The organism is Janthinobacterium sp. BCJ23 (assembly GCF_059617945.1).
Genome location: NZ_JCAQAW010000001.1, coordinates 27619 through 48860, shown reverse-complemented (window position 1 = coordinate 48860; position 21242 = coordinate 27619). Strand labels below are relative to the sequence as shown.

The 21242-nt window shown below is 65.0% G+C and carries 18 protein-coding genes; 11 read left to right on the top strand and 7 right to left on the bottom strand.

Translation table 11 applies throughout. The annotated features are described in order from the left end of the window. The 9 genes from AC54AG_RS00200 to AC54AG_RS00160 all read left to right on the top strand — a co-directional run bounded on the left by AC54AG_RS00200 (position 1) and on the right by AC54AG_RS00160 (position 8530). Positions 1-2385: an MMPL family transporter gene (locus tag AC54AG_RS00200; protein WP_496629707.1), complete on the top strand. Its 2385-nt coding sequence runs from the start codon at positions 1-3 to the stop codon at positions 2383-2385. Beyond that, positions 2385-2939: a DUF3261 domain-containing protein gene (locus tag AC54AG_RS00195; RefSeq protein WP_496629251.1), complete on the top strand. Its 555-nt coding sequence runs from the start codon at positions 2385-2387 to the stop codon at positions 2937-2939. The genes AC54AG_RS00200 and AC54AG_RS00195 overlap by 1 nt, the downstream gene beginning before the upstream one ends. Then, positions 2940-4130: a beta-ketoacyl-ACP synthase gene (locus AC54AG_RS00190; protein ID WP_496629250.1), complete on the top strand. Its 1191-nt coding sequence runs from the start codon at positions 2940-2942 to the stop codon at positions 4128-4130. Continuing rightward, the gene (locus AC54AG_RS00185; RefSeq protein ID WP_496629249.1) at positions 4127-4600 is read left to right on the top strand and encodes a hotdog family protein; all 474 of its coding nucleotides are present in this window, start codon (positions 4127-4129) and stop codon (positions 4598-4600) included. Before AC54AG_RS00190 ends, AC54AG_RS00185 begins: the two co-directional genes overlap by 4 nt. After that, the gene (fabG, locus tag AC54AG_RS00180) at positions 4593-5318 is read left to right on the top strand and encodes a 3-oxoacyl-ACP reductase FabG (RefSeq protein WP_374106824.1); all 726 of its coding nucleotides are present in this window, start codon (positions 4593-4595) and stop codon (positions 5316-5318) included. The genes AC54AG_RS00185 and fabG overlap by 8 nt, the downstream gene beginning before the upstream one ends. Next, positions 5315-6547, top strand: a complete 1233-nt coding sequence (locus tag AC54AG_RS00175) for a beta-ketoacyl-ACP synthase (RefSeq protein WP_496629248.1) — start codon at positions 5315-5317, stop codon at positions 6545-6547. The genes fabG and AC54AG_RS00175 overlap by 4 nt, the downstream gene beginning before the upstream one ends. Positions 6548-6620: 73 nt before the next feature. Continuing rightward, positions 6621-7070: an excinuclease ATPase subunit gene (locus AC54AG_RS00170; RefSeq protein ID WP_034750358.1), complete on the top strand. Its 450-nt coding sequence runs from the start codon at positions 6621-6623 to the stop codon at positions 7068-7070. Between the two features lie 106 nt (positions 7071-7176). After that, the gene (locus AC54AG_RS00165; protein ID WP_034750355.1) at positions 7177-7773 is read left to right on the top strand and encodes a hypothetical protein; all 597 of its coding nucleotides are present in this window, start codon (positions 7177-7179) and stop codon (positions 7771-7773) included. Between the two features lie 133 nt (positions 7774-7906). After that, entirely contained in the window at positions 7907-8530 is a 624-nt protein-coding gene (locus AC54AG_RS00160) for a 4'-phosphopantetheinyl transferase family protein (protein ID WP_496629247.1), read from the top strand. On the opposite strand, the gene AC54AG_RS00155 is transcribed toward AC54AG_RS00160, so the two are convergent. From AC54AG_RS00155 to AC54AG_RS00145, 3 genes are read right to left on the bottom strand one after another with little or no spacing between them, the layout of a single operon-like run. Continuing rightward, positions 8527-9312: a DUF2145 domain-containing protein gene (locus tag AC54AG_RS00155; RefSeq protein ID WP_496629246.1), complete on the bottom strand. Its 786-nt coding sequence runs from the start codon at positions 9310-9312 to the stop codon at positions 8527-8529. The genes AC54AG_RS00160 and AC54AG_RS00155 overlap by 4 nt on opposite strands. 5 nt (positions 9313-9317) lie before the next feature. Next, on the bottom strand, positions 9318-9734 hold the full coding sequence (locus AC54AG_RS00150) for a hypothetical protein (protein ID WP_034750348.1): 417 nt from the start codon (positions 9732-9734) through the stop codon (positions 9318-9320). Positions 9735-9758: 24 nt separating this feature from the next. After that, positions 9759-10181 (bottom strand): hypothetical protein, encoded by a 423-nt coding sequence (locus tag AC54AG_RS00145; RefSeq protein WP_072452518.1) that lies wholly within the window; start codon positions 10179-10181, stop codon positions 9759-9761. A gap of 160 nt (positions 10182-10341) precedes the next feature. Between AC54AG_RS00145 and AC54AG_RS00140 the strand changes: the two genes are divergently transcribed. Further along, complete coding sequence (locus AC54AG_RS00140) at positions 10342-11085, top strand: helix-turn-helix domain-containing protein (RefSeq protein ID WP_034750344.1); 744 nt, start codon at positions 10342-10344, stop codon at positions 11083-11085. Between the two features lie 37 nt (positions 11086-11122). Here AC54AG_RS00140 and AC54AG_RS00135 read toward each other — a convergent pair whose 3' ends face one another. Further along, on the bottom strand, positions 11123-12574 hold the full coding sequence (locus AC54AG_RS00135) for a DUF3999 family protein (protein WP_496629245.1): 1452 nt from the start codon (positions 12572-12574) through the stop codon (positions 11123-11125). After that, the gene (locus AC54AG_RS00130; protein ID WP_496629244.1) at positions 12571-15777 is read right to left on the bottom strand and encodes a DUF2339 domain-containing protein; all 3207 of its coding nucleotides are present in this window, start codon (positions 15775-15777) and stop codon (positions 12571-12573) included. The genes AC54AG_RS00135 and AC54AG_RS00130 overlap by 4 nt, the downstream gene beginning before the upstream one ends. Before the next feature lie 232 nt (positions 15778-16009). Here AC54AG_RS00130 and AC54AG_RS00125 point away from each other — a divergent pair, with 232 nt between their 5' ends. Beyond that, the gene (locus AC54AG_RS00125; protein WP_034752172.1) at positions 16010-17896 is read left to right on the top strand and encodes an MFS transporter; all 1887 of its coding nucleotides are present in this window, start codon (positions 16010-16012) and stop codon (positions 17894-17896) included. Between the two features lie 3 nt (positions 17897-17899). Here AC54AG_RS00125 and AC54AG_RS00120 read toward each other — a convergent pair whose 3' ends face one another. Beyond that, positions 17900-19438, bottom strand: a complete 1539-nt coding sequence (locus AC54AG_RS00120; protein ID WP_496629243.1) for a hybrid sensor histidine kinase/response regulator — start codon at positions 19436-19438, stop codon at positions 17900-17902. Between the two features lie 7 nt (positions 19439-19445). Next, positions 19446-20951 (bottom strand): ATPase domain-containing protein, encoded by a 1506-nt coding sequence (locus tag AC54AG_RS00115; protein WP_496629706.1) that lies wholly within the window; start codon positions 20949-20951, stop codon positions 19446-19448. Positions 20952-21242 lie beyond the last annotated feature (291 nt).

Here is a 21242-nt window from a genome sequence, read left to right as displayed (position 1 = left end):
TTGACGAAGCGCGGCCGCAACGCCGGGCGCCTGCTGGCCATCGCCTGGGCGCTGGTGGTGGCGCTGCTGCTCGCGCATAACGCCTGCCTGTGGCTGGGCAAACGCATCGCGCCTGAAACCGACATTCTCGCCTTGCTGCCGGTGCAGGAGCGCGACCCGGTGCTGCAGGCGTCATTTACGCACATGGTCGACGCGGCGCAGCAGCGCGTGGCGGTGCTGGTCGGCGCGGCCGAATGGAGCGATGCGAAGCGCGCGGCCGACGCCTACGGCGCCGTGCTGGCGCGCCATGCTGGCCTGTTCCAGTCCACGCCGCTCGACGAGCAGACGCAGAACGACTGGCTGGCGCTGTTCCAGCAGCATCGCTTGACCTTGCTGACGGCGCCGCAGGAAATGCAGCTGCGCCAGGAAACGCCCGCGTTCTGGCGCGATTCGGCGTTGAGTCAGCTGTATAGCCCATTCGGCGGGCCGAAACTGGGCGCCTGGCAGGACGATCCCTTCGGCCTGTTTGGCGGCTGGGTGCAGGAACGCGCGCAGGAAACGCCCGTGCGTCCGCGCGACGGCCATCTGTTCGTCGCCGACGCCGAGCGCCAGTATGTGCTGCTGCCGCTGACCTTGAGCCTGCCCGCCTTTTCGCTGGGTGCGCAGGAAAGCGCGCTGCCCGTGCTGGCGCAAGCCGAGGCGGCGGCGCGGCAGGCCGTGCCCGGCGTGGACATCATCAGCGCCGGCGTGATCCTGCATGCGGCGGCCGCCAGCAGCCAGGCGGCGGGCGAAATGTCGACCATCGGCCTGGGCTCCCTGGCCGGCATCATCCTGCTGACGTGGTTTACCTTTCGCTCGTTCAAGCCGATCTCGCTGATCCTGCTGTCGATCGGCATCGGCTGCCTCGGTTCTTTGTCCGTATGCTGGCTGCTGTTTGGCAAAATACACTTGATGACCTTGGTCTTTGGCGCCAGCCTGATCGGCGTGGCGCAGGACTACGGCATTTATTTTCTATGCAACCGCCTGGGCGCCGATCCGTCGCTCGATTCGCGCACCTTGCTGCGCCGTTTGCTGCCGGGCCTGTGCCTGACCCTGCTGGCCGCCGTCATCGGCTACATGGGCCTGGCGCTGACGCCATTCCCCGGCCTGCGCCACATGGCCGTGTTTTCCGCCCTGGGCCTGGTGTTTGCCTGGCTGACGGTGGTGTTCTGGTTCCCCGCGCTGATCGGTGGCGGCACCTTGAAGAGCGGCGCGCTGGTCAAGCAGTATGGCGCGGCGCGCGCGCGCTGGCCGCTGTTGCGGGCCAACCGCGCCACCCTGGCTGGCGGCGTGGTGTTTGCCCTGTTTGCGCTCATCGGCATCAGCCGCCTGGGTGTCAACGACGATATCCGCTTGCTGCAAACGCCACCCGCGCACCTGATACGCGACCAGATCAAATTGAGCAAATTGCTCGATGGACCCACGCCGGTGCAGTTCTACCTGGTGCGCGGCGATAGCGCGGAAGCCGTGCTGCAGCGCGAGGAAGCGTTGAAACAGCGGCTGCTGCCGCTGATCGCGCAACAGCACATCAGCGGTGTCCAGGCCATGTCGAACTGGGTGCCGTCGCTGCAGACGCAGGCGGCGCGCCGGGCCTTGCTCGACACGGCCATCCTGCAGCCGGGCGCCGCGCTCGACCTGCTGGCGCAGTCCGTCGACGAAGGCCCGGAATGGGCCGGCAAGGTGCGCGCGCAACTGGCACAAGCGGGGGCGCCGCTGTCGATCGATGCCTTCCTGAAGGTGCCGGCCAGCGAGCCGTGGCGCCATCTGTGGCTGGGCAAGGTCGAAGGCGGCTATGCCTCCATCGTTGCCTTGCGCGGCATGCAGTATGCGGCCATTCCGTTGCTTGCGAAGGCGGGCGAGGGCATGCCCGGCGTGCAGTGGGTCGACAAGGTCAGCGAAATTTCCTCGGTGCTGGGCCGCTACCGCGTCTACATGGGCGCCGTGGTGCTGGGCGCCTACCTGGTGGTCTTCGGCTTGCTGCTGCCCCGTTACGGGCGCCGCACCTGGCGTGTGCTGGCGCCCACGGCGCTGGCCAGCGTGGCGGCCCTGGCCTTGCTCGGCTATTTGAACTTGCCGCTGCAGCTGTTCCACGTGCTGGCGCTGATGCTGCTGCTGGGCGTCGGCGTCGACTACGGCATCTTCATGCAGGAGCACCCCGACCGCCGCAACGATACGCCATGGCTGGCCGTGGGCCTGTCCGCGGCCAATACCATTCTGTCTTTCGGCTTGCTTGCCCTGAGCAAGACGGCCGCATTGCAGGCGTTTGGCCTGACCATGCTGATCGGCACGGCCCTGGTGTGGCTGCTGTCGCCGTGCTTTGCCGAAGCCGAGCACCGTAGCGCGGCCGATGCCGCAGGAGAAATCTGATGTTTTTGCACTGTCAACGATGGGCGCCGGCATTGCTGCTGGCATTGGCCGGCTGCGCCAGCACGCCGCCTTCGGCACCCGCACGCCTGGGCCTGAAACTGGCGCCGCAGGCGCTGGGCGCCACGGTCAGCGTGCAGCAGCACCTGGTCGTCGAACGGGCGGGCCGCATCGACGAACTCGATGCGGCGCTGGAAGTGGAGCCGTCGCATCTCGACCTGGTGGGACTGGCGTTCGGCCAGCGCGTGCTGTCGCTGCATTACGACGGCAAGGAGATGACGTCATGGCGCCACCTGATGCTGCCGGCGCAGGTACGCGCCGAGGACGTGCTGGAAGACATGCAGCTGACCCTGTGGCCGCGCGAAGTGATCGCGCAAGCGCTGCCGGCAGGCTGGCGCATCGAGGACAGCGGCTTGCGCCGCACCCTGTTCCTGCATGACGAGGCGGTGACGGTGATCGACTACAGCGGCATGCCGCGCTGGAGCGGCACGGTCGTACTCGACAACCTGCGCTACCGCTATCGCCTGACGATACAGAACGCCCCGGAAGGAAGCTGAATGACTGGCCTGACTGTGTACCTGAACGACTGCGGCATCGTCTGCGCGCTGGGCGCGGACCGCGAAGCAGTGCGCGCGCGCCTGTTTGCCGCGCACAGCGGCGTGATGCCCGTCGATACCTACACGCCGGGGCGCCTGCTGCCGCTGGGCGTGGTCGATGCGGCCTTGCCATCGGTGGCGCAGCACGGCATCGCCGCGCGCAGCCGCAACAACCGGATGGCGCTGGCGGCGCTGGCGCAGATCCGTCCCGCCGTGGAACAGGCGATCGCCCGCTACGGCGCGGACCGCGTGGCCGTGGTGATCGGCACCAGCACGTCGGGCATCGCCGAGACGGAAGGCGCGATCGGCCAGCATGTGGCAGGCGACGGCTTGCCGGACGCCTTCCACTACGGGCAGCAGGAGATGGCGTCGCCGGCATTGATGCTGGCCGAGGAACTGGGCATCGACGGCCCGGCCCTCGTGCATTCGAGCGCCTGTTCGTCGAGCGCCAAGGCCATGGCCAGCGCGGCGCGCCTGATCCGCATGGGCCTGTGCGACGCCGTGCTGACGGGCGGTGTCGATACCCTGTGCGGCTTTACCGTGGCCGGATTTTCCGCGCTGGCGTCCGTCAGTGCGCGGCGCTGCAATCCGCTGGGCGCTAACCGCGACGGCATCAATATCGGCGAGGGTGCGGCCCTGTTCCTGATGACGGCGCAAGCGGCCAGCGTGGCCTTGCGCGGCTGGGGCGAATCGTCCGATGGCCACCACATGTCGGCGCCCGATCCCGCAGGCGGCGGCGCGCTGCTGGCCATTGCCCAGGCACTGGCGCGCGCGGGCATCGCGGCGTCGCAAGTCGACTACGTGAACCTGCACGGTACGGCCACGCCGCAGAACGATGCGATGGAAGCGCGCGTGGTGTCCGACCTGTTCGGCGCCACGGCGATGGTCAGCTCCACCAAGCCGTTGACAGGCCATGCGCTGGGCGCGGCGGCCGCCATCGAGGCGGCGCTGTGCTGGCTGGCGATGCAGGACGATAACGCCGAGGGCTTGCTGCCGCCGCATCTGTGGGACGGCGTGCCAGATGAATCCCTGCCGCCGCTGCGCCTGGCCTTGCCCGGTGCGCGCCTGGGGCGTCCGCTCGACTGGGCGCTGAGCAATTCGTTTGCCTTCGGCGGCTCGAACGCCGCCCTGCTGTTCGGGAGGGGAGCATGAGTTTCCCCCCTATCCGTGAACTGGTGCCCCATTCCGGCGCCATGGTGCTGCTCGACCGGGTGTTGTCGGCCGATGCGGAAAACCTGTGCGCCGAAGTGGCCATCCATGCCGGCAGCGTGTTTTATGACGCGTCGTCGGCAGGGGTGGGCAGCTGGGTCGGCATCGAATACATGGCGCAGGCGATCGCCGCGCATGCGGGCTACCTGGCGCGGCTGGCCGGCGCGCCCGTGAAGATCGGTTTTTTGCTGGGGGCGCGGCGCTACGAAGCGCAGCTGCCCCTGTTTGTCGATGGCAGCGTGCTGCAGGTGCATGTGCAGCAGGCCTTGCAGGGCGAGAATGGACTGGGCGCGTTCGAGTGCCGTATCGAGATGGCGGGCGCCGTGCTGGCGCAAGCGACGATTACGGTATTCCAGCCCGAGGATGCAAAGCAATTTCTGCAGGAGAGTATGAATGGAGCGCAGCATGAGTAAAAGTGTATTGGTGACGGGGTCGTCGCGCGGCATCGGCAAGGCCATCGCCTTGCGGCTGGCGCGCGACGGTTTTGACGTGGTGCTGCATTGCCGCAGCGCGCGCGGCGAAGCCGACGCGGTGGCGCAGCAGGTGCAGGCCATGGGACGCGCGGCGCGCGTGCTGCAATTCGATATCGGCGACCGTGCCGCGGCAGCTGCCGCGCTGGAAGCGGACATCGCTGAACATGGTTGCTATTACGGCGTCGTGTGCAACGCCGGCGTGGCGCGCGACAATGCGTTTCCCGCCATGTCGGGCGAGGACTGGGACATCGTCCTGCAGACCAACCTCGATGGTTTCTACAATGTGCTCAATCCGCTGGTGATGCCGATGGTACAGCGCCGCAAACCGGGGCGCATCGTCACCATGGCGTCCGTTTCGGGCCTGATCGGCAACCGGGGGCAAGTCAATTACAGCGCCGCCAAGGCCGGCATCATCGGCGCGACCAAGGCGCTGGCGCTGGAACTGGCCAAGCGTGCCATCACGGTCAACTGTGTGGCGCCGGGCCTGATCGAGACGGACATGATCAGCGAGGTGCCGCTCGACGAAGCGCTGAAGATGATCCCCGCGCGCAGAGTCGGCACGCCGGAAGAAGTGGCCGCCGCCGTCAGTTTCCTCGTCGGCGAGGAAGCGGGCTACATCACGCGCCAGGTCATTTCCGTCAATGGAGGCATGGCATGAGCCGCCGGGTAGTTGTGACCGGCATGGCCGGCATCAGCCCGATCGGCAACGACTGGCCGGCCATCCGCCAGCGCCTGGGCGAGTACCGCAACGCCGTCGTGCGCATGGAGGAATGGGCCGATTACGAAGGCTTGAATACGCAACTGGGCGCGCCGGCCGCGCCGTTCGCGCTGACGGACCGCTATAACCGCAAGGCCGTGCGCAGCATGGGACGCATCGCGCTGATGGCCACGCGCGCCAGCGAACTGGCGCTCGAGCACGCGGGCCTGGCCGGGCACCCCGTGGTCAAGAGCGGGCAGATGGGCATTTCCTTCGGCTCGTCCGCCGGCACGCCCAGCGCCATCGGCGACTTTGGCCGCATGATGGAAGAGCGCACCACCAAGGGCATCAACGCCACTACCTACATCAAGATGATGGCGCACACGGCGCCCGTCAACATCGGCGTGTTCTTCGGCGTCACGGGCAGGGTGATCACCACCTCGAGCGCCTGCACCTCGGGCAGCCAGGGCATCGGCTATGCCTACGAGGCGATCGCCGGCGGCAAGCAGCTGGCGATGATCGCCGGCGGCGCCGAGGAGCTGTGCGCCACCGAAGCGGCTGTCTTCGACACCCTGTTCGCCACCAGCACGCGCAACGACGCGGGCCACACGACGCCGCGCCCGTTCGACGCCAGCCGCGATGGCCTCGTCATCGGCGAGGGCGCCGGTTGCCTGATCCTCGAAGAATTCGGCCATGCGCAGGCGCGCGGCGCCACCATCCATGCGGAACTGGTGGGCTTCGGCACGAACAGCGACGGCTGCCACGTGACCCAGCCGAACGCCGCCACCATGCGCCAGGCGATGCTGCTGGCGCTGGCCGACGCGGGACTGCAGCCATCCGATATCGGCTACATCAATGCGCATGGCACGGGCACGCAGCAGGGCGATATCGCCGAGTCGCAAGCGACGTTCGAGGTGTTTGGCGACCGCACGCCTATCAGTTCGCTGAAAAGCTACATGGGCCATACCCTGGGTGCCTGCGGCGCGCTGGAAGCGTGGATCAGCATCGAGATGATGCGCGAAGGCTGGTTTGCGCCCACCATCAACTTGCAGCAGGTCGACCCGCAATGCGCACCGCTCGACTACATCGCCGGCGAAGGCCGGGCCATCGAATGCGAGTACGTGATGTCGAATAATTTTGCCTTTGGCGGCATCAACACGTCGCTGATCTTCAAGCGTTACCGGCCGTGAAGTTAGCTTGCGCTGACGCAAGTGGCAAGTGTGGTTCCCTTTGTACTATCTTTAACTTATCGAGGAAAACAGCATGAAAAAAATGATGATCCTGGCGGCGCTGAGTGCGGCGCTGACGGTTGCCTTGCCGGCACAGGCAGGCGATACCAAACACATGATGTCGATCGCTAATGCGATGTCCGCCAACGACGCCCAGGCCCGCCTTGGCGACACCGTCAAATTCTATTTTGGCGACCAGGCAACGCCCCCGGTTGCCACGCGCATCAGCAGCGACAAGACCAGCCAGAAAACCAATGGCGTCGGCAAGTCGGCGGAAACCTCGTGCAACTGGGCCTTCCTGTCGGCCATGCTGGCGCTGCAAAAGCGCGCCCAGTCGGTGGGCGCCGATGCCGTCGTCAATATCGTCAGCAATTACAAAAACATCGAAAATTCCAGCGCCACGGAATTCGAGTGCCATGAAGGCACGATGATGACGGGCGTGGCCTTGAAGGGCGAGTTCGTGAAGTTAAAGGCAGGCAAGTAAGTAGCAGTAGCAGGAAGCAGCAGGGAAGTCCACCCCATCGGTAACCGGCGCAATCAGAGCAGCGATCGCGTCCGGAAGCCATTCCAATAAAAAGTAGAAAGAGAATATGCAAAAAGTATCGAAAACTGTCATCCTGGCTGGCGCACTGCTGGCATTGACCATGTTGCAAGGCTGCGCCACGCGCATCAAGGCATCGTCGACGACCAATCCGCCGCCGAGCGAGGCTTTCTCGTCGTTTGGCCGCATTGAAGTCAAGCCGACAGTCTTTGCCGAAGGCTACAAGGGCAACCAGGCCGGCATGGCGAAAATCGACGAGAATATCCGCAAGGACCTGGCCGAATCGCTGACCAGCTGGAATGCCGCTCCGGCCAATGGCCGCGTGCTGACCATCGAGCCTATCGTCGAAGAAATCCAGTTCAAGAGCGGCGCCAAGCGCGTACTGCTGGGACCATTGGCCGGCAGCTCGGGCGTGCGCATGCGCGTCATGATCCGCGACAACAAGGGTGCCGTGGTCGCAACGCCAGAGTTCTTCCAGCGCGCGGACGCGATGGCGGCCGGATTCACGTTCGGCGTGCACGATAACCTGATGCTGACCCGTATTGCCAACCTGACCAGCGCTTACATCAAGGCCAACTATGTACGTGCCGAAGGCGGCCCGACGGGCGCCGACAATAAAGCGGTCGAAGCAGCAATGACGAACTAGGACGGGCGCGGCGCGCAAGCGCCTGCAGACCTGCTGAGAATGGCAGCGACGGGCAACCGCGCTGCCATTTTTTTTGCCGCATGCATGCTGGCAATTTGTGGCAGACTGCGCCTTTGCCTATCCCGACCTTCTCATGCCACCAGCCTTGCCCAGTAGCGGCGCCAGCATCTGGCTGCTCGATTCCCGCAGCATTGATCTTGCGCAGATCAGCCAGTATGAAACGTGGCTGGGTGCCGCGGAAGCGGCCCGCTACGCACGCTTTGTGCGGCCGTTGCGCCAGCGCCAGTTCCTGCTGGGGCGCGCCTTGCTGCGCGTAGCGATGGGGAAACTGCTGGACGTGGCGCCGGAATCCATCGCGCTGATAGAGAGGCCGGGCCAGGCGCCGCTGCTGCAGTCGCCTGCGGAGGGGCCGCACTTCAGTATTTCGCACAGCGGCCACTGGGTCGCCTGCGCGTTGAGCGGTACTACGCGGCTGGGACTCGATATTGAGCTGCGCGACCCGCGGCGCGACGTGCTGGCGCTGGCCCGCCAGGCGTTTGGCGCAGATGTGGCCGCCGAGCTGGAAAGCATGCCGCTTGAAGCGCGGCTGGCGGCGTTTTACCAGCGCTGGAGCGAGGCCGAGGCGCGCTACAAGCTGGGCATGGACGCGGGCGCTTGCGCGACCTTGGCGCATGCCGAGCTGTCCATCGTGCTGTGCAGCGCGGCGCCGCTGGCGCAGGCGCCCGCCTTGATCGTGCAGGGTCTGGCGCCAGGCTAATTCCCCCGCACGACGATCTCCTGCGCCTTGGGCTCGCGCTGGCGCATGAAGCGCACGATGGAGTCGACGGTGACGACGTCGATCTGGCGCGTCATGCGGCGCTCGAACGGGTGATCGTCGAACGCGATATTCGCGCGGAACATGCGCGCGCCCAGGCGCGTGGCGGCGGGGATGCTCAGCGTTTGCGGGGCGTAGCTGGCGCTGCGCAGCCAGCCTTGCGCTTCGGCACGCGTTTCGATCTTGCCAGGTTCGTTGCTGGCAGCGGCCAGGGTTTCCAGCACCCACTGGTTCGAGTTCTGGTACTTGGTGGAAAACGGGTAGGCCAGCATATTGTAGTGCGGCTCATGCAGGCGCTTGGGCGTGTTCGACGTCAGCAGGCGCGCCAGTTGCTGCTGCGTATCCTGGCCGGGAACGAGAATCAGGGTTTCATACATGAACACATCATCCATGAAGAAATTGCCCAAGCCTTCGTTGTACAGCGACGATTGCGCCGTGCCGCATTCATTGAGTTCATGCACCACCAGCCAGCGGCCTTTCGGGTGGTCGCGCCAGGCCAGCGCCATGTGCGAGTAGCGCAAATTGTATTTCGACAGGTCTTGCCCGGCGCGCGCCACCAGCGCCACTTGCGCGCCCGAGGCGTCGAGTGCCTGCAGGGTCTTTTGCGCCAGATCCATCGATTTGACGAGGGTGGTCGCATCCGTTTGCTTTTCCTCGCACGAGCGTCCCGCATGGGCGGTACCGGCCAGGGCCAGGCTGATGAGAATCACGGTCAGGCGTTTCATGGGGTTCACGCTTTCGAATGGTGGAGAATCGCATTGCCGGCCGCATTCGGCACATAGGCGATGGCCTTGCCCGACAGCACCAGCATGTGTCCCGTCGAGACGGCCACCACCTTGATCACCGTACCGGCCGCCAGCGACAGGCCTTGCGCAGCCTTCTGGCTCAGCTTGACGGAGGCCGTGGCGGCGGAGGACGCGCCCCTGGCCGCGCTTTTGAGCACGAGGACGCTGCCGTCGGCCGCGTCTTCCACCTTGTCGATGACGATTTCACCGGCGGCGGCCAGCACCGACATGGAGCCGACCAATACGATGGCTGAGGCCATGCTGGCGTTGTCGGAGGCGTTGGTGGTATCGGAGTTGGCGGCCTGGGCCAGCGGCGCCATGGTGGCGGCGCACAGCAGGGCGGTGGCGAGCAGATGTTTCATGGAATGTCCGTTCTTTATTGGTGATTACACTTTGGAGTGGTGCAGCAGCGCCTTGCCCAGTTCGTTCGGGATGAAGGCGATGGCCTTGCCGGAAAGAACCAGCATATGGCCGGTGGACATCGCCACCACATTGACCACGGTGCCGGCCGCCAGCGACAGGCCCCTGGCCGCTTGCCCGCTCATCTGGATGGACGCGCCACCCGCTTCGGAGGCGCCCTTGAGCACGATGACGATGCCTTCGCCCACCGTTTCCACGCTGGCGACGACCACTTGGCCGGAGGCGACCAGCATCGACATGGAACCGGCGACGACCACGGCGGAACCTTCGCTGAGGTTTTGCGAGCCTTTCGACAGATTCTCGGAGGCGGCGGCGTGGACCAGGCCGGGAGCGGCCAGGGAGAGCGTCAACAGCGACAGGGACAAGCAGAGGGGCAGCAGGCGTTTCATGTGTTTCTCCTTCAAGTGTGCCAAGTGGCAACGCCATCATTGTAGACTGTGGGCAATTGGTCAATGAATACGCTACTCGTAGCGGGCAGGCATACCGCAGGTAGCATATTGCGCTACTTTTCTGCCGCCAGAATCGATGCTATTTTTATAAAGGAAGTGCATGCCGCAAACCCACGCCTTGATCGAAGCCTTGAAACGCCTGTTGAAAGCGCGCTCCGTCACGTATGCCGAGCTGGCCCAGCGCATCGGCGTGTCCGAAGCCAGCGTCAAGCGGATGTTTTCGCAGAAGCAATTTACTTTGCAACGGCTGGACCAGATCCTGGTGGCCATCGGCAGCGATTTCCAGCAGCTGGCGCTGGCCGTGCAATCAGCCCAGGCCGCGCCCACCCTGATCACGGGGCTGACGTATGCGCAGGAAAAGGAAATCATCGAGGACACCCGGCTGTTCGTGGTGGCCGTCTCCGCCCTGAACTTGCTGCCGCTGGAACAGATCGTCGCCATCTACGACATCAGCGAAGCGCAAGCCGTGAAATACCTGCTGCGTCTCGACAAGATCGGTTTCCTGGAACTGCTGCCGAATAACCGGGTCAAACTGCTGGTGGCCCGCACGTTTGCGTGGATACCGAACGGTCCCATCCACACGTATTTCAAAAAGGAAGCCTATGGCGACTACTTGAATTCGCAGTTCGATGGCGAGACGGAATTGCTGCGCCTGGTGAACGTGATGCTGTCGAAGAAATCCACGGCCGCCTTGCTGGAACGCCTGAAGCAAGTGGCAGTGGAATTCTCGCAGCAACATCAGGAAGACGCGCGCCTGCCTGGCAATGAGCGCCTGGCCATCAGCTTCATGCTGGCGGCGCGTCCCTGGATGCCGCAGACGTTCAAGGCGCTGCTGCGGCAGTGAGCTGGCGAGTGCAGCGCTCAAGCGGCGGATGTTGTGGCTAAGGTTGCTGCTTGTCGGTACTGCCTTGTTCCTCTTTCATCTGCGACAGCAAACGCCAGGCGAAAAAGCCCAGCACGGCCACGCCCAGCAGGAGCGCAGTCCACAGTGCGGCCAAGCGCCATGGTGCGCCGTCCTTTGTTGCCGGTGCTGGTGCTGCCGCGCCGGCGTTGGACTGGAGCGGTCCGGTGCTGGCCGTCTTGAGCGCCAGTAATTCGTCCGCCTTGAAGCCGGGCGCTACCTGCGACAGCGGCTGCGCGACGGCGGCGGCGTTGCTGTTGCCGAACGTGAGCTGATAAGGCGGCTTGCCGCTGGCCAGGAAAACGACGGTGGCCGGCGTCCAGCCCAGGTGCAATGTGGGCGCATCGCTGGCGGAGAACGGATGTTCCGTCTGCAGCACCCATTCGTTTGTCTGCGTCACGGGCATGGCCAAGTCGCCCGAGACCCTTTCCTTGCCGTCTAGGCCGATGCGGTAAAACGTGGTGCTCAGCAGGGGATCGAAATACGCGCCTTGCGCGGGACGCGCTTGCTGGCGCAGGTGCAGCCGGTGCCGGGGAACATAACTGTTCTGGCGATATACGCCCAAGGTCACTGGCAGTACCGTATTGGTCTGCGTCAATTGCAGAGCGATGCTGTCAGCGGGGATGGCGAGCGGAGTGGCATAGCGCCATTCATTTGCCTGCTTGCTCGGCGCGCCTTGTAGCAAGACGGTGGCGCGCGGCGCGGCGATGTCCGTTTCGCTGACGGCTTGCGCCGTGATTGCCGCAAAGGCCAGCGGTTCGCCCGCTTGCCAGCTCAGGCGCGCATAGCGAAACGCGCGCGGCGCAAAGCTGATGCTGTCGTTGGCCAGGGTTTGCGTGTCGCTGTTGCTGAGCCAATTCAAGGTGGTGGTGCCGATGGCGTCCCATTGCTTCAGGTCATCGCTCACTTCCAGCAGCACTTGTGCACTGTAATTGACCGTGCGGGCCGGTGGCGTGAAGCGCAAGGCGGCGATACGCTTGTCTTGCGTTTGCTTGCCCAGGTCGAGAATCAGCGCTTGCAGGGCCGCCGTGGTCGCAGCCGTGCCGGCGCGCGTGCTGACCGATAGCAAGCGGCCATCGTCGGCCGTGCGGATGTCGATACCTTGCAAGCCGTCGCCAGTTGCCGTCGCGCCCGTCACGGGGAAGATACGGGCTGGAATGGCTGTCCGTTGCGTCGCCGATTGCGCTGGCGGTGCACCGATGGCGTAGGCCAGGCGCTTGCCGTCGGCGTCGAACAGGCGCACGTCGGCCAGGCTGGCCGAGCTGGCGTGCAGGTAGACTTCCCTGGGCAACGATAGCTGGACGATGCCCGCGCCGGCCGGCACGGTCACCGGCATGCTCCAGCCGTAGTCCTGTGGCCTGTCCTGGCCAGGCGCGGCCAGCGCGGCGCCTGCCATCAACACGATGCCGAACATGAGTGTGCTTGTTTTCATGCTGCTCCCGGTTGCGGTTCGGCTGACGCTGGCGCGGCAGCCTTGGGGAAGGGCGCCAGGTAGCCGATCAAGACCATCAGCAAGCCGACACCCACGAAAGATATGATGCGTTCGATGCCGCCCACATTGGACAGGTCGATCAGGAACAGTTTCACAACTACCAGCCCCAGCAGCACGGCACCCATGCTCCATTGCTGGCGCCGCTGCTGGCGCGCCGCGTGGCGCATCAGCAGCAGGGCCGTGACGCTCCACACGAGCGACAGCATCGCTTGCACGAACTGCGAGGCCAGCATGGCGTCAAAGGTATAGGGCACGCCGACATAGTGCGACACCGTGCGCAGCAGCATCAGGTTGAACCACACATACACGCAGCAGGCGGCTACGGCAGGCAAGCGTGCCTGCCACAGGGCGGACAGGGGCAGCTGCTGCGCCGGCAGCAGGCGGTAGCTGGCAATGGCCAGCAGCACGGCAAAGCCCGTGCTCAAGTCCAGCGGATTGAGCAGCGGCAAGTAGGGCAGCGGCGCCATGGCGCCATCGTCGAAGATGTTCCAGGCGGCGATCAGCAGCAGCGACCAGAGCGCACCCAGCGGTATCAGGGTGCGCTGGTACCACTCGGCAATCGGTGCCACCGGCCAGACGCCGGCACGGCAGCGGCGGATCAGCCAGGCCAGTACCAGCATCATGGCCCAGGCCGGCAAGTAGCGGGCCCAGGCGGGGCTGACGCTGTCTTCATGCTGTGCCAGCCAGGCGTTGACATGCATGGCGCCCACGGGCCACAGCATCAGCCATGGCGCGGCCGTGCGCAGGGTATGCAAGAGCCGCAGCGCACGCACGTCGAGTTGCCAGCCGGCTTTCGGCCAGGCCTGCAGCAGGTATTCGCCGGCCGCCAGCGCGCCGGCCAGGGCCAGCCAGCTCAAGCCCGTCAGCAGATAGTCGCGCAGGTACAGTGCCAGCAGCAGGTTGGCGCTCCACAGGCCCAGGCCGAGCCAGGCGGCCACGGTGAACCAGCGCAGCTGCGGCCAATCGAGGCGCCGCGCCACAATCGCGAACACGGGTGTCGTGACGGACACGGCGATCAGGTACAGCGCCAGCCAGTGCTCGCCCGCGTACGGCTGCATGCTCAGGTCGCCATCGATCAGGCGCAGCAGCCAGCTGGTGAACGGTACGAGGATGGCGGCAAACCACAGCAAGCCGCTCCAGACCAGCAGGGGACGCGCTGCCAGCGCCAGTAGCTCGTCGCCGCCGCGTGCGCGCAGCGCAAGGAAGCGGGCGCTGGCAAAGGCGGCGGCGCCCAGCAGCAGGGCGCTGAGGAAGGAGCCGTCGAACAGGTTGGCCGGATGCTGGTCCCAGGCCCAGCTGGCGCGGCTGAGCATGACCATGCCGGCCAGTACCTGTACGGCCAGCAGCAGGGCGCGCGGCGCATGCCATTGTTCGCGCCGCGCCAGCGCCGCTAGCAGGGCTGCTACCGCCAGCGCGCTGACGGTGAGCAGGTTCAGTTGCGTGGCGGCATCCGTGCGTAGCAGGATTTCGCTCCAGATGCCGCCCAGCAGCCAGGCCGTGGCGGCCGTCAGGAACAGCACGGACAGGCTGCTCATGAATTCAGGATGTAAGTGGCTGGCGTGGCGGCGGAAATTGTAGGCCATCACCAGCGCGGCGGCCGCCAGCAGCGCGCAGCCGAGCCAGATGTTGGCTTGCAGGGCCGCTGCCGTATTGAGTCCCTGCATGGCGCCGAGGAAGGCCAGCCAGGCGGCCCCCTGCACCAGCAGGCCGAAGACCCAGGCCAGGGTCTGGCGCTGGCGCAAGCCGACCCAGACGATGCCCGCGCCTTCCAGCGCCCAGGCGGCGGACGTCCAGCGGCCATCGAGGGCAAACGGGATGGCCAGCGTGCCGAAGACGATGCCCAGCGCGAGGAAGGCTTCGGCCAGCAGTTTGAAACCTGCGCGGCGCCACAGGGCCACGGCCAGTCCCGTGTAGGTCAAGCCGCCGAGCAGCGCGGAAAACGCCAGGCCAAACTCGAAGTGCCGGACCAGGCCGTATTGCAGGCCCATGGCCGCCAGCGGCGTGCCGAACACGAGGGTGCCATCCACATAGTGTTTCAAGCGCGGCGCCTGGCGCGCGCAGTAGGCAATCGCGATGCCGATATAGAACAGCACGAACAGGATCAGGAACAGCTGCGTCGACAGGTAGTGCTCGGGCGTGTAGCGCAGCAAGCCCCAGGTGGTGGCGACGACGAAGGTAAAGCCAAAGCTCAGCACATTCAGGACGCGCCAGGCGCGTTTCAGGGCGATGGCGAAGACGCCCGCATTGAGCAGCGCGTAATAGCTGAACAGGCCGATATGGTTGCCGCTGCCCGTCGAGACGAGCAGGGGCACGGCAAAGCCGCCGACGATGCCGAAGACGGCCAGCCAGACGGCGTTTTGCAGCACTGCCAGCAAGCACGTGAACGCCGTCAGCACGAACAGCACGGCAAACGCCAGGCCCGCCGGGATCAGTTCATACAGGCGGAAGGCGCCAAACGTCACCAGCATCAAGATCGCCAGCGCCGTGCCCTGCAGCGGCAGGCTGATGCCGGGGCGTTTGATACGGATGCGCCAGGCCCAGGCCAGCAGGGCGATGTCGGCCAGCGCGATGCCTGCCAGACGCAACTCGATGGGCACCGTGACCTGCGCCGACACGTATTTGAGCAGGAAGCTGACGCCGAGGAACAGAATCATCAAGCCCAGCTTGGCAACCAGGTTACCCGTGAACAGCCAGTTCTTCGCCTTGGCAACGAGGCCGTCCGGGTGCGCGATCCAGGACGGAGTGTTGGGGGCAGCAGGGGCGGCAGGGGCAGGTTTGGCGGGAGCCTGTGGCGTGGGTGGCGAAGGCTTCGGCGGCAGGGGCGCGGCCGGCGCGACCTTTGCCAGCTCGACCGGTTCGATCACGGCCGCCTTCGACACCTGCACCTGCACCGGCGCCGGTGCAGGCACGGAAACGGGCGTCGGCACTGTTACTGGTGCGACGGCTGCGGGCACGGCAGGTGAGGCAACTGGCGCTACGTCCTGGCCTTCCAAGGTTAGCAGGCGCTGCTGTATGCCGTCGACTTCCTTGCGCAGGCGCGCTGTCAGCAATTCCAGATCGGCCACTTTTCTGCGGTACTGCAGCACCAGCACGAAGCCGGTGATCAGCACGCCAAGGATGAACAGCGTTATCAATCCAAACATGGGTCAGCTTTCCTGGAGGGGCGGGGCGAAGACTCCGCAGTATGCGCACATTACCTTATTATCAAGAAATGGGCGTTTTTTGTTGTGTAGGGGAAAGGCGTCAGGTGCGGGGCCAGCATGGCGCGATGCGGCGCTTTCCGTATTGACGCTAAGCAAGATGGCGACATTCAGATTGTCGTGCGCAAGATAGTGCTGTATTTTAGCAATTCCTTAATTGCCGGTTCCCCATGCCATGAGTCAAAGCAGCCAGTTTTCCTTATTGTCGCAGCGCCGTTTCGGGCCCTTCTTCTGGACCCAGTTCTTTGGCGCCTTCAACGACAATCTGTTCAAGACGGCCCTGATGGTGATCCTCGCCTACGATGCGCTGAGCTGGACCACGCTCGACCCGTCCACCATCACCAATTTGATCCCCGGCCTGTTCATCCTGCCCTACGTTGTGTTTTCGGCCACGGCGGGCCAGCTGGCCGACAAGTTCGAAAAGGCGGGCCTGGCCCGCTTCGTGAAATGGATGGAACTGGCCATCATGGCGGTCGCCGCCGCCGGCTGGATGACGCACACCCTGTGGCTGCTGGTGGCCGCCGTGGTGGGCATGGGTGTACATTCGACCCTGTTCGGCCCCGTCAAGTATGCCTACCTGCCGCAGCAACTGAAACCCGAGGAATTGGTCGGCGGCAATGGCCTGATCGAGATGGGCACGTTTGTCGGCATCTTGCTGGGTGAAATCCTCGGCGCCGTGCTGATCGTGCACAAGCCGCTGGGCGTGGAACTGGTCGCCGGCGCGACGATTGCAGTAGCCGTGTTCGGCCTGATCGCCAGCTACCGCGTGCCGCGCACGCCTGCGCCCGAACCGGACTTGAAGGTGAGCCTGAATTTTGTCGCCGAATCGTTCCGCAACCTGAATTTTTCGCGCAAGAACCGTCCCGTTTTCCTGGCCATGCTGGGCAATTCGTGGTTCTGGTTTTACGGCGCGCTGATCCTGGCCCAGTTCCCCGTGTATTCGAAGGATTTCCTGCATGGCGACCACAGCGTGTTCGTGCTGCTGCTGACCGTGTTTTCCGTCGGCATCGGCACGGGCTCCCTGCTGTGTGAAAGGTTGTCCGGCCACAAGATCGAGATCGGCCTGGTGCCGTTCGGCTCCATCGGCCTGTCGCTGTTCGGCATCGACCTGTATTTCGCCAGCAATGCGTATGCGAACACGCAAGTGGTCGATGCGCTGGCGTTCGTCAGTCAGGCGGGCGTGCCGCGCATCCTGATCGACATCGTCATGATCGGCGTCTTCGGCGGCTTCTTCATCGTGCCCCTGTTCGCCCTGATCCAGACGCGCTGCGACCCGAAACACATTTCGCGCACGATCGCCGGCATGAATATTCTCAACGCCCTGTTCATGGTGGCGGCCGCCGGCGTGGCCATCGTGCTGCTGGGCAAGGGCTTTACCATCCCCGAACTGTTCCTCGTCACGGCGATCCTCAATGCGCTGGTGGCCGCCTACATCTTCTCGCTGGTGCCGGAATTCCTCATGCGCTTCCTCGCATGGATACTCATCCAGACCGTGCACCGTGTCAAAGTCGTCGATGGCGAGCGCATCCCGACGGAAGGGGCAGCCGTGCTGGTGTGCAACCATGTGAGCTATGTGGACGCCATCGTCATCATGGCGGCCAGCCCGCGCCCCATCCGTTTCGTCATGGACCACCGCATCTTCAAGATGCCACTGATGGGCTGGATTTTCCGTACGGCCAAGGCGATCCCCATCGCGCCCGCCAAGGAAGATCCTTTCCTGATGGAAAAGGCGTTCATCGATATCGCGCAAGCGCTGCACGAGGGCGAACTCGTGTGCATCTTCCCCGAAGGCAAGCTGACGCGCACGGGCCAGATCAGCGAATTCAAGGGCGGCATTGCCAAAATCGTCGAGCGCAGCAAGGTGCCCGTGATTCCGCTGGCGCTGCGCGGCTTGTGGGGACATTTGTTGAGCCATCGCAATGGCCATTTGTTCGAGCGCGCCTTCAAGGCGGGCTTGCGCTCGCGTTTGTCGCTGGCCGTGGGCGTGCCTGTGGCACCCGAGGCTGCCACGCCGGAGTTGCTGCAACAGAAGGTGCAGGAATTGCGCGGCAAGTGGAAGTAATCGCTACTGCGTCTGCGTAGCGGCCGCCGTCCGCTGCGCCAGGTGCTGTTCCAGCAGGGCGGCGATGGCGTCGAAATCCACCGGTTTCGTCAGGTGATGGTCGAAGCCGGCTTGCTCGGTCCGTGCGCGCGCCTCGCCCTGGCCCCAGCCCGTCAGGGCGATCATCAGCACGTCGCGCCCGTGCGCGCGCTGGCGGATCTGGCGCGCCGCTTCGTAGCCATCCATGTCCGGCATCCCCAGATCCATCACGACCAGTTGCGGCCACGCCATCTCGACGGCCGCCAGCGCCTGCGCGCCGCCATACGCGACCGTGGACGCATAGCCCTCGAGCTGGAACAGGCTTTGCAGGGAATCGGCCGCGTCGCGGTTATCGTCCACCACCAGCACTTGTACGGGCTGGCCCGCGCTCACGGGCGCGTCGTTCCTGGAGGCCGGCATGGCGGCCGGGGCGCCACCGGCGCTGGCCGGCAAGGTGACGATGAAGCGGCTGCCACGCCCGGCGCCATCGCTGTAGGCCTCGATGCTGCCGCCATGCATTTCGGCAAATTGGCGCGCCAGACTCAATCCGATGCCCAGGCCACTTTTTATCTGGCCTGCCACCGTGCGTCCCTGTTCGAACATGGAAAAGATGCGCGCAATGGTATCCGGGTCGATGCCGATGCCATTGTCTTCGACCATCACTTGCAACTGGCCCTGCGCCAGGCGCGCCGTCATGTGGATGTGTCCGCCGTCCTGCGTGAACTTCACGGCATTCGAGACGATATTGGAAAAGATCTGCACCACCCTGGCATAGTCGGCGTGCAAGGTCACGGCATGTGGCGGCAATTCCAGCGTGAGGCCGATGTGCCGGCTGCTGGCCGCAGGCTGGCACAGTTCGATGACATGCTCGAGCACTTGCTGCAGCTCAAACTCCTTGCGCTGCAGCACTACCTTGCCGCTGGTGATGCGCGCCACGTCGAGCAAGTCATCCACCAGCCGCGTCAGGTGCGTCACCTGGCGCTCAATCACGTCGCTCAGCTTGCCCACCTGCTCCGATGCGGGAAACAGGTGCTTGAGCAGGGCCACCGACGACTTGATGGGCGCCAGCGGATTGCGCAGTTCATGCCCGAGGCTGGCAATGAATTCATCCTTGCGCCGCTGCGTCTCGCGCACCTGGTACTGGCGCTGGCGCGCGCGCAGCATGGCGTGGGCCGAGGTGATCAGGGTCAGGATGTGGACGGGGCGTTCCAGCAGGGTCAGGTTGCCCAGGGTGGCAATGGCTTGCCGCAAGGGCAGGGAATCGAGCCGCGCGTGCGTCAGCACGGTGATCGGCAAGTCGGACCAGTCCGGCTGCTGGCGGGTATAGGCGTCGAGCACGGCGTAGACGCCCGCATGCAAGGCCTCGTCCACCGTCAGCACGCCGCCGGCGCCCAGCGCCAGCTGCTCGGCCAGTTCGCCGGGCGAGCGGCAGGCGTGGCTGGCGATGGTGCTGCCCGCCAATACCGTGCCGGCCAGGGCGGCATCCTGGCCGGCAGGCGCGTAGATCAGGATGCGCAGCTCCATGGCGTTCCTAGGGAAATGGCGTGCCGCCGATGGTGGGCAAGCCCGACAGGATGCCGTGAAAACCGGCCAGGGCCGGGCCGATGCGCACGCCCTGCGGGCTGATGTCGAAGCGGCGGATGCTGCGCTCGTGCGCGCTGCCGCGCTTCTTGAAGACGGAAATGGCTTGCCGCACTTCGCCTTCCGTTTCGTAGTAGCGCAGCATGATGACGCTGTCGGCCAGGTAGCTGGCGTCGGCCGCCGTCGTCATCGAGGTGCCCAGCATGTTTTGCTGCACGCCGACGAGCAGGGTGGCCACGCCGTGCTGGCTCAGGTAATTGAGCAGTTCGTGCAGGTAGGTGCTCTGAAAGCGTTCATCGGGCACCGCATGCATGTAGCCATTCAGGCTATCGATGACGATCACCCTGGCGCCCCGCTGCGCTGCGTCGACCACGGCCTGGGCGAATTCGCCCGGCGTCAGTTCGGCCGGGTCGATCTGCTGTGCGCTCAGCAAACCCGTGTCCAGCGCCGCCTGCAGGCGCATGCCCACGCTGTCGGCCCGGTTCAGGAGTTTGCTGCGCGCTTCCTCGAACAGGAACATGGCGCACGGTTCGCCGCGCTTTGTTGCCGCGTGCACGAATTGCGCCGCCAGGGTGGACTTGCCGCTGCCGGCGGGGCCGGAAATGAGGGTGCTCATGCCTTCTTCGAGGCCGCCGCCTATCATGGTGTCGAGTTCGGGCACGCCGCTCGACAGGCGCCGATGGCTGCCATCGCGGCGCGTGTCGGCCGCCACCAGGCGCGGAAAGACGACCAGGCCCTCATGGGCGATCTTGTAGTCGTGCGTGCCGCTGCGAAACGGCACGCCCCGGTATTTCACCACGCGCACACGGCGCCGGTCAGTGCCGTAGTCCTGGTTTTGCAATTCCAGCGAGATCACGCAATGGGCCACGCTACGCACTTGCAAGCCGTCGTCGAGCGCGGAACGGTCATCGATCAGCATGGTGGTGCAGTGCCGGCTGGCCATGTATTGTTTCAGGGCCACGACTTGGCGCCGGTAGCGCAGGGGATTTTCCGCCAGCAGCTGCAGTTCGGACAGCGAATCGAGCACGAGGCGGGCCGGGCGGTGCTTTTCGATGGCGGCCAGGATGCGCTGGTTGGTTGAGGCCAGTTCGATTTCCGACGGGTGGAAGATGGTGTACTGGCGCTCGGGGTCGAGCATGTCGTCGCTGGGCGCCACTTCTTCGATGGCGATGCCGGCCAGGTCCCAGCCGTGCGACAGGGCGGCGGTGCGCAGCTCGATCTCGGATTCGGCCAGCGCGATATACAGCACGGGCACGCCGCTGCGCACCCCTTCGGCCAGAAACTGCAGCGCCAAGGTGGTCTTGCCCGTGCCGGGCACGCCTTCGACCAAATACAGGCGCTCGGGCAGCAGGCCGCCTGTGAGAATGGCGTCGAGGCCGGGCACGCCCGTCGACAGCAGCGCGTCCAGGCCGCCCGCGCCATCGTGTTGCGCCAATCCATGAGCTTGTGCCGTCATCATCGCACCCCGCTTCGCCACGCCGTGGCCAATATAGTAGCGCGTCTGCCGGGACATGTCTTTTCGATACCATTGGTAAATAATTATTCCATCACGCCTGCCGCGTGGGGCAGTGTTGCGTCCGCGTTGGTCAGTTCAGCAAAGAAATCTTGACCCTGCTACAGTATTCACTCAATCCACCTTTTCCGCATTGCCATTTTTGCCACCGTACGCCAGCTTCGTAGCTAACTTTGCTGGCGCGCCGCTGCTGTAGTTGTCTTTATTTTGTTGCCTCATTGATAATTTAATTCG

Bases quoted from the DNA above. Each gene is read 5' to 3' on its own strand.
- AC54AG_RS00190 (WP_496629250.1), top strand. From the start codon at position 2,940: ATGACTGGCCTGACTGTGTACCTGAACGACTGCGGCATCGTCTGCGCG.
- AC54AG_RS00175 (WP_496629248.1), top strand. From the start codon at position 5,315: ATGAGCCGCCGGGTAGTTGTGACCGGCATGGCCGGCATCAGCCCGATC.
- AC54AG_RS00140 (WP_034750344.1), top strand. From the start codon at position 10,342: ATGCCGCAAACCCACGCCTTGATCGAAGCCTTGAAACGCCTGTTGAAA.
- AC54AG_RS00130 (WP_496629244.1), bottom strand. From the start codon at position 15,777: ATGTTTGGATTGATAACGCTGTTCATCCTTGGCGTGCTGATCACCGGC.
- AC54AG_RS00125 (WP_034752172.1), top strand. From the start codon at position 16,010: ATGAGTCAAAGCAGCCAGTTTTCCTTATTGTCGCAGCGCCGTTTCGGG.
- AC54AG_RS00135 (WP_496629245.1), bottom strand. From the start codon at position 12,574: ATGAAAACAAGCACACTCATGTTCGGCATCGTGTTGATGGCAGGCGCC.
- AC54AG_RS00185 (WP_496629249.1), top strand. From the start codon at position 4,127: ATGAGTTTCCCCCCTATCCGTGAACTGGTGCCCCATTCCGGCGCCATG.
- AC54AG_RS00170 (WP_034750358.1), top strand. From the start codon at position 6,621: ATGAAAAAAATGATGATCCTGGCGGCGCTGAGTGCGGCGCTGACGGTT.
- AC54AG_RS00150 (WP_034750348.1), bottom strand. From the start codon at position 9,734: ATGAAACATCTGCTCGCCACCGCCCTGCTGTGCGCCGCCACCATGGCG.
- AC54AG_RS00155 (WP_496629246.1), bottom strand. From the start codon at position 9,312: ATGAAACGCCTGACCGTGATTCTCATCAGCCTGGCCCTGGCCGGTACC.
- AC54AG_RS00165 (WP_034750355.1), top strand. From the start codon at position 7,177: ATGCAAAAAGTATCGAAAACTGTCATCCTGGCTGGCGCACTGCTGGCA.
- AC54AG_RS00120 (WP_496629243.1), bottom strand. From the start codon at position 19,438: ATGGAGCTGCGCATCCTGATCTACGCGCCTGCCGGCCAGGATGCCGCC.
- AC54AG_RS00195 (WP_496629251.1), top strand. From the start codon at position 2,385: ATGTTTTTGCACTGTCAACGATGGGCGCCGGCATTGCTGCTGGCATTG.
- fabG (WP_374106824.1), top strand. From the start codon at position 4,593: ATGAGTAAAAGTGTATTGGTGACGGGGTCGTCGCGCGGCATCGGCAAG.
- AC54AG_RS00145 (WP_072452518.1), bottom strand. From the start codon at position 10,181: ATGAAACGCCTGCTGCCCCTCTGCTTGTCCCTGTCGCTGTTGACGCTC.
- AC54AG_RS00160 (WP_496629247.1), top strand. From the start codon at position 7,907: ATGCCACCAGCCTTGCCCAGTAGCGGCGCCAGCATCTGGCTGCTCGAT.
- AC54AG_RS00115 (WP_496629706.1), bottom strand. From the start codon at position 20,951: ATGACGGCACAAGCTCATGGATTGGCGCAACACGATGGCGCGGGCGGC.